At 63.0% G+C, this 5,878-nt stretch carries 8 protein-coding genes and 1 pseudogene; 6 read left to right on the forward strand and 3 right to left on the reverse strand.

Annotated features, from left to right (window positions below; translation table 11 throughout):
- Together EOA27_RS18620 and EOA27_RS18625 are read left to right on the forward strand one after the other, a co-directional pair.
- The coding region (locus EOA27_RS18620; protein WP_145970404.1) for a DUF982 domain-containing protein at positions 1-264 on the forward strand (264 nt) is incomplete at its 5' end.
- Between the two features lie 116 nt (positions 265-380).
- On the forward strand, positions 381-620 hold the full coding sequence (locus EOA27_RS18625; RefSeq protein ID WP_042644408.1) for a DUF2188 domain-containing protein: 240 nt from the start codon (positions 381-383) through the stop codon (positions 618-620).
- A 190-nt stretch (positions 621-810) separates the two neighbouring features.
- Here the strand turns inward: EOA27_RS18625 and EOA27_RS18630 are convergent, their stop codons facing one another.
- Together EOA27_RS18630 and EOA27_RS18635 are read right to left on the reverse strand one after the other, a co-directional pair.
- Complete coding sequence (locus EOA27_RS18630; protein WP_127256864.1) at positions 811-1,083, reverse strand: hypothetical protein; 273 nt, start codon at positions 1,081-1,083, stop codon at positions 811-813.
- 283 nt (positions 1,084-1,366) lie between these two features.
- Positions 1,367-2,341, reverse strand: a complete 975-nt coding sequence (locus EOA27_RS18635) for an alpha/beta fold hydrolase (RefSeq protein ID WP_126082420.1) — start codon at positions 2,339-2,341, stop codon at positions 1,367-1,369.
- A 128-nt stretch (positions 2,342-2,469) separates the two neighbouring features.
- Between EOA27_RS18635 and EOA27_RS18640 the strand changes: the two genes are divergently transcribed.
- The 4 genes from EOA27_RS18640 (at position 2,470) to EOA27_RS18655 (ending at position 5,517) form a co-directional block, all read left to right on the forward strand.
- A complete protein-coding gene (locus EOA27_RS18640) occupies positions 2,470-3,210 on the forward strand; it encodes a competence/damage-inducible protein A (RefSeq protein WP_126082419.1) in 741 nt (246 codons plus the stop codon).
- 81 nt (positions 3,211-3,291) lie between these two features.
- Positions 3,292-4,125 (forward strand): universal stress protein, encoded by an 834-nt coding sequence (locus EOA27_RS18645; RefSeq protein WP_126082418.1) that lies wholly within the window; start codon positions 3,292-3,294, stop codon positions 4,123-4,125.
- A 204-nt stretch (positions 4,126-4,329) separates the two neighbouring features.
- Positions 4,330-4,830: a xanthine phosphoribosyltransferase gene (gene gpt, locus EOA27_RS18650; RefSeq protein ID WP_126060535.1), complete on the forward strand. Its 501-nt coding sequence runs from the start codon at positions 4,330-4,332 to the stop codon at positions 4,828-4,830.
- Between the two features lie 198 nt (positions 4,831-5,028).
- Positions 5,029-5,517: an NUDIX hydrolase gene (locus EOA27_RS18655; RefSeq protein ID WP_126082417.1), complete on the forward strand. Its 489-nt coding sequence runs from the start codon at positions 5,029-5,031 to the stop codon at positions 5,515-5,517.
- A gap of 3 nt (positions 5,518-5,520) precedes the next feature.
- On the opposite strand, the pseudogene EOA27_RS18660 reads toward EOA27_RS18655, so the two are convergent.
- Positions 5,521-5,878: pseudogene (locus EOA27_RS18660) on the reverse strand (hypothetical protein); the annotation flags it as partial.

Raw genomic sequence — 5,878 nt, forward strand, 5'->3', positions numbered from 1 at the left:
CCTTTTGAGAAGCCGGTGGTGGTCGAGCTCGGCCATGTCGGCAAATATCGCCAGATCAGCAGCACCCGCGAGGCCGCCGAGTGCCTGATGACCGTTTGGCCGCTCAATCGCGGCGAGCGCCATCGTGACGCTCTCGACACTTGCCTCAAAGCGCTGGAAGGGTATCGTTCGCCAGCGGACGCACGTCGCGCCCTTATCGAGGCGGCCAGGGAATCGGAAGTGCTGGTTACCGAAGACAGGCTGCCAGACGGAAAGCTGCACTAAGCACTTCCAGGAAAACTGATCGGTTTTCCGTCTGGAATTGCGTAGAAACAAAGAGCGTTTCGCCGTTTCCGTGAAACGGTGAAACGTGCTAGCACGGTTCTTGACCGGAGGATTTCATGGCGAAGCTGACTTACAAGATCGTCGAGCATGATGGCGGCTGGGCCTACAAGGTCGGCTCGACGTTTTCCGAGACTTTCCGTACTCACCAGGAGGCGCTGCGCGCCGCAGAAATCGCCTCGTCCGAGCAGCAGGTCGCCGGAACCACGGACGGCATCCAGTATGAGGATGCCGAAGGAAAGTGGCACGATGAGCTTGCCGACGGCCGCGACCGGCCGCAGACCGAAGTATCGGACTAGACACTCCAGGAAAAGTGTGTGGTCAGGCTCGGCACCTTTCGGCGCAGCCTTCGTTCGGGATCGCGTAAAAAGCGCAGTATGGGGCGCCTCGCCGTTTCCGTGAAACGGTGAAACGCCCGGACTAAGAACTGAGGGGGCCTCCGCGACCACCAAAGCCCGAGGCTTCATACCGGCCGCCGGCTATGCGGCTCTATTTGCCGCAGTAATTGTCGTTGACGTTCTGTTGTGAGTTGGCGTCCGGCCCCGGCGTGATGTCCGCGCACGGTCCTATGGCTCCAGTGCTGTTGCCGGAGGTGCTCAGCCCTGAGCCCCCATTGATGCTGCCGGTCCTATAAGGGTCTACTTGCTCGCTCGCGGCGGGACGATGGTCGCGGTGCCACCACCAGTCATCTGATGACTGCGCCATGGCCGCGCCACCCATGGCCAGCACCAGCGCCGAAGCTGCGATAAGTCTTGTAAGCATCGGATTTCTCCATTCTGTCGATCGCAAAATATGTGGGGCCGAAGCCCCACAGCGATACGACCGAAACCCTGCGACGGGGCCTAAAGTTCCACCAGAAATTGCGGGTAGGACGGAATGTCCGACACTTTTATGTGACGTTTCGTGAACGGCCGTGGGCTGCAGCGCGGGGCGTTAGGGCGTTTCACCGTTCACGGAAACGGCGAAACGTCCTATCGCTTTGTTTTTTGACGCAATTCCGGACGGAAAACCGCTCACACTTTTCCTGGAATTGCTCTGGCCGAAATCATCTCGCGTTGGCGAAACCACGCGCGGCGACACGTTGGATAAAGGCCACGACCCGTTCGGGCTCTATGAATTGCGGCATGTGGCCGAGGCCTTCGACCCGTTCGAAGTCGAGGCCGCTGATCTCGTCCAGCATCGGTTCGCCATGGACGGCCTCGCCTATCACACGATCGCCGGTACCGAACAGAATGCCAGCCGGCATCGCTATGTCGCGGTAACGCCGTTCGATTTGGCCAAGGTCCCGTTCCACGGCCACGACATCGGTGGAGGTGGCGAAATAGTGGGACGGGCGCAACCCGAGCCATCCGCCGCCGGCGATCATGTAGTCCGCGGGAACCGCTTGTGGCGCGAAGATGAATCTCAGCGTCGGCTGCGCGTAACGCAGGCTAAGCGGTATCGCAGCCGTATAGGCCAGGATCCGGCGCAGCAGCGGCGATGGAACATAGAGCAGGTCGAACCGCCGACCTATCCTCGCTTCGAGATGCGTCAGCGGCGACAGCAGCGCGATGCCGGAAATCGAGGTCGGATGCTCGGTGGCGAGCGCAAGCGCGACGGCGCCGCCCAGCGAATGGCCGACGATCAAAGGTCGTTCCAACCGCAGTTCCTCGATGAAGCGCCGCACGATGTCCGCCTGTTCGGGCAGCCGGCCGGTCGCGCTCCTTGCCCGAACCGAATAGCCCGAGCCCGGCCGGTCGAGCGCGATCAGCCGATATCCGGGACCGAAGCGTCCGAACAGCGTATGGCGAAAATGGTGAAGTTGGGCGCCCAACCCATGCAGGAAAACGATCGGCCTGCCCTCGCCTTCTTCCACATAATGAATGCGGTTGCCGTCGATCTCGATGAACTTTCCGCAAGCCGGCACCAGCCTTTCAGCCTTCGCCGCGATCCGCCATGTCGCGAGCATCAGGGCAAGCAGGACAAGGGCGGCCGCGGCGAGCAAGCCCGCGAGCAGCCACAGGACAATCGATATCAGCATGGTTTCATCCGCTCTCGACCGACCGCACCATATCCGCAACGGCCGCCGCCACAAGCGCAGCCGGCTTTCGCATTGCGGCCGGCTTCAGGGCGCGTTATCTCAGGCGAGCTTTTGAGCCGGAGTCCGCCATGCCTGAAATCGTCACCGCCGCCATGCTCGTCATCGGCGACGAAATCCTCTCCGGCCGCACCAAGGACAAGAATATCGGCCATCTCGCCGACATCATGACGGCGATCGGCATCGACCTGAAGGAGGTGCGCATCGTTCCCGACGAGGAGGACGAGATCGTTGCGGCGGTGAATGCCGTGCGCGCCCGTTATACCTACGTCTTCACCACCGGCGGCATCGGCCCCACGCATGACGACATCACCGCCGACTCGATCGCCAAGGCTTTCGGCGTGCCCTGCGAGTACGACGCCAAGGCTTACGCCTTGCTCGAGGCGAGCTATGCCGGCCGCGGCATCGAATTCACCGAAGCGCGCAAGCGCATGGCGCGCATGCCGCGCGGCGCCGACCTTATCGACAACCCCGTCTCCGTCGCGCCGGGCTTCCGCATCGGCAACGTCCACGTCATGGCGGGCGTGCCGTCGATCTTCCAGGCCATGCTCGACAACGTCGTGCCGACGCTCAGGGCCGGCACCAAAATGCTGTCGGCCACGGTGCACTGCCCCTTCGGCGAGGGCCTGATCGGCGGGCCGCTGGCCGATGTCCAGAAGGCGCATCCCGACACCATCATCGGCTCCTATCCCAAATATGGCGACGGCAAGTTCTGGACCGAGCTCGTCGTGCGCGCCCGCAGCGAGGAAGCGCTCGAGGCCGCGCGCAAGGATGTCGAGGCGATGGTGGCGGGCTTCGCCAAGGCGGGCTGACCGGCGTTCGGCTGGAACCAGTCAACGCGCTGAGGCGTTCCCTTGCTGCCACGCGTAGCGCAAACAATTGAGGGACCGGCCATGCGCTTCAAGACAATCGTCGCCATTTTGCAGAACGAGCAGGACGCCGAGCGCGTTCTCGATTGCGCCCTTCCGCTTGCCGAAAGGTTCGAGAGCCATCTCGTCGGCATCCATGCCGAGGCGTTGCCCGTTCCCTACACGTCGGCCACCGGCTTCCCGGACACCGAGTTCCTGCAGGTCTCGGCCGAGATGAACAAGGAGCGCGCCGGCAAGCTGCAGGCCTATTTCCTGAAGCGGATCGAGGAATCCGGCCTGTCCTTCGAATGGCGAAGCCTGGAAAGCTTCTCCGGCGACAGCGCGCTGACCGGCATAACGAGCGTGCGCGCCGCCGATCTGATCATCGCCGCGCAGCGCGATACCGGCGGCGACCCGAGCGCCGATGTCGACACGCTGGTCTATGATGCCGGCCGGCCGGTGCTGGTCGTGCCCCATGACGGGCCACTGGTCACCACCTTCAGGCGCGTGCTGCTTGCCTGGAACGGCAGCAAGGAAGCGGCCCGCGCCGCGTTCGATGCCCTGCCCTTCATCGCCGAGGCCGACAAGACGGACATTCTCGTCATCGACCCGCCCGAGACGCTCGATGAATCTCCGGAAGCGGCCGGCGCCGAGATCGCCGCGGCCTTGTCACGCCATGGCGCCAATGTCAGCGTCTGCGTGCAGAAATCCGGCGGCACTTCGGTCGATGACATGATTCAGGCCAGGATCGCCGAATCCGGCGCCGATCTTCTGGTGCTCGGCGCCTACAGCCACTCCTGGCTGCGCCAGCTTCTGTTCGGCGGCGTCACCCGCACGGTGCTGCGCACGACGAATGTCGCAGCTTTCCTTTCGCGTTGAGCATCCCTCGGAAGCGGTAGCAAGATTCAGGGCAACGCCTGCGCAAGTCTGACGAGCGCCGCTTGAACCCGTTTCAGCGCGGCGCCTTAAGTCCACAGCCGTTGCCGGCCCCTGCTCTTGCCAAGCCTGGCGCTTTCCGGCTAATTCCGCCTGCATTCCAGTGTTTCTGCGCGCCAACGGCGCGCCTTGCGGAGTGCGTGAGCCATGTCCCTTCCCGAAAAAGCCTTTCCCGTCTCCTGGGACCAGTTCCATCGCGACGCGCGCGCACTTTCCTGGCGGCTTTCCGGCGCCAGCAAGGGCCAATGGAAAGCGATCGTTTGCATCACGCGCGGCGGCCTGGTGCCGGCGGCGATCATCGCGCGCGAGCTCGGCATCCGCATCATCGAGACGGTGTGCGTCGCCTCCTATCATGACTACACCAGCCAGGGTCAGCTTCAGGTTCTCAAGGAGATTTCGCCGCCGCTGCTTGCCGACGACGGCGCCGGCGTGCTGATCATCGACGACCTGACCGATACCGGCAAGACAGCCGGTATCGTGCGCGCCATGATGCCGAAGGCGCATTTCGCGACCGTCTATGCCAAGCCGAAGGGCCGCCCGCTGGTCGACACATTCGTCACCGAGGTCAGCCAGGACACCTGGATCTACTTTCCCTGGGACATGGGCTTCACATACCAGAAGCCGATCGCGGACGATCATGTCGGCTGAACGGCCGTCATATTTTCCAGAGAATCTGCCTCAAAGGAGCGGCGTGTAGTCGAACCAATGAGCATGTCTACTTTGTAAGATTGACCTTTTCTGGCGGCATTTTCCCACGGAGTGAAGTTTTTTACTTTTAAAGCCCATAATTCGCCGTAAGATTCGTAAGGTGGCAAACGATTCTGGAGGCTGGGGCAGCTTCTTCCGATGTTGACGAGGCCGGCAACACACACCCAGATGGCCGAAAGAGTCCGGCGGCTCTTCGGCAAGGCGCCCTGCCGCCTGCAGGTTGCCGCTCTGCCCTGGCGTGAAAGCGAAGCCGGCGTCGAGATCATGCTGATCACCAGCCGCGACACCGGGCGCTGGGTGTTGCCCAAGGGCTGGCCGGAGGCCAGGGAACCGCTTTGCAAGGCGGCCGCCCGTGAAGCAGGCGAGGAAGCCGGCTTGCGCGGCACCATCTCGCATCTTGAAGCCGGCCGTTATTTCTATGCCAAGGTCCTCGCCTCCGGCGAGGAAGTGCCCTGCGAAGTCCTGGTCTTTCCGCTGCATGTCGACCGCATTGCGGACCGCTGGAAAGAGAAGCGCGCCCGGACGCGCAAATGGGTTGGCGCCATCGAAGCAGTCCAAATGGTCCATGAACCGGACCTTTGCCAGATCATTGCCGGTTTTTGCGCCGCGCCGCACACTTTCATCTGATCGTCAGACGCGACCGAAATCATCGGAACTCAGCCGGGTCCAGCGATCGCCCGTCAATCCGCCGATAAAGATGTCGCCGGCGCGGACCGCTTCCGCGACCTCGGTGATGCGTGAGCGCACCATCGTGCCGCCGGCATAGCGGAAGAAGAGACGGTTGTAGCCGAAGAGGTGCGGCAGGAACCTGCTTTGTGTCTGTCCGGTTATGCCCACGCAGCCCATCTCCCGCGCAGCCGCGATAAGGCCGTCCAGCGTCGCGCCCCAGTGGGGTCCGGGCGCCTGGATCTGCAACAGGTTCGCGATGCCGCCAGCCTGCCCGTAGAAGGCATGGCAACCGACCATCTTGCCTGCTTCGTCGTAAGTC

The sequence above is a fragment of the Mesorhizobium sp. M2A.F.Ca.ET.037.01.1.1 genome, assembly GCF_003998075.1.
Taxonomy (GTDB): domain Bacteria; phylum Pseudomonadota; class Alphaproteobacteria; order Rhizobiales; family Rhizobiaceae; genus Mesorhizobium.

Bases quoted from the DNA above. Each gene is read 5' to 3' on its own strand.
- EOA27_RS18625 (WP_042644408.1), top strand. From the start codon at position 381: ATGGCGAAGCTGACTTACAAGATCGTCGAGCATGATGGCGGCTGGGCC.
- EOA27_RS18645 (WP_126082418.1), top strand. From the start codon at position 3,292: ATGCGCTTCAAGACAATCGTCGCCATTTTGCAGAACGAGCAGGACGCC.
- EOA27_RS18630 (WP_127256864.1), bottom strand. From the start codon at position 1,083: ATGCTTACAAGACTTATCGCAGCTTCGGCGCTGGTGCTGGCCATGGGT.
- EOA27_RS18635 (WP_126082420.1), bottom strand. From the start codon at position 2,341: ATGCTGATATCGATTGTCCTGTGGCTGCTCGCGGGCTTGCTCGCCGCG.
- EOA27_RS18655 (WP_126082417.1), top strand. From the start codon at position 5,029: ATGTTGACGAGGCCGGCAACACACACCCAGATGGCCGAAAGAGTCCGG.
- EOA27_RS18640 (WP_126082419.1), top strand. From the start codon at position 2,470: ATGCCTGAAATCGTCACCGCCGCCATGCTCGTCATCGGCGACGAAATC.
- gpt (WP_126060535.1), top strand. From the start codon at position 4,330: ATGTCCCTTCCCGAAAAAGCCTTTCCCGTCTCCTGGGACCAGTTCCAT.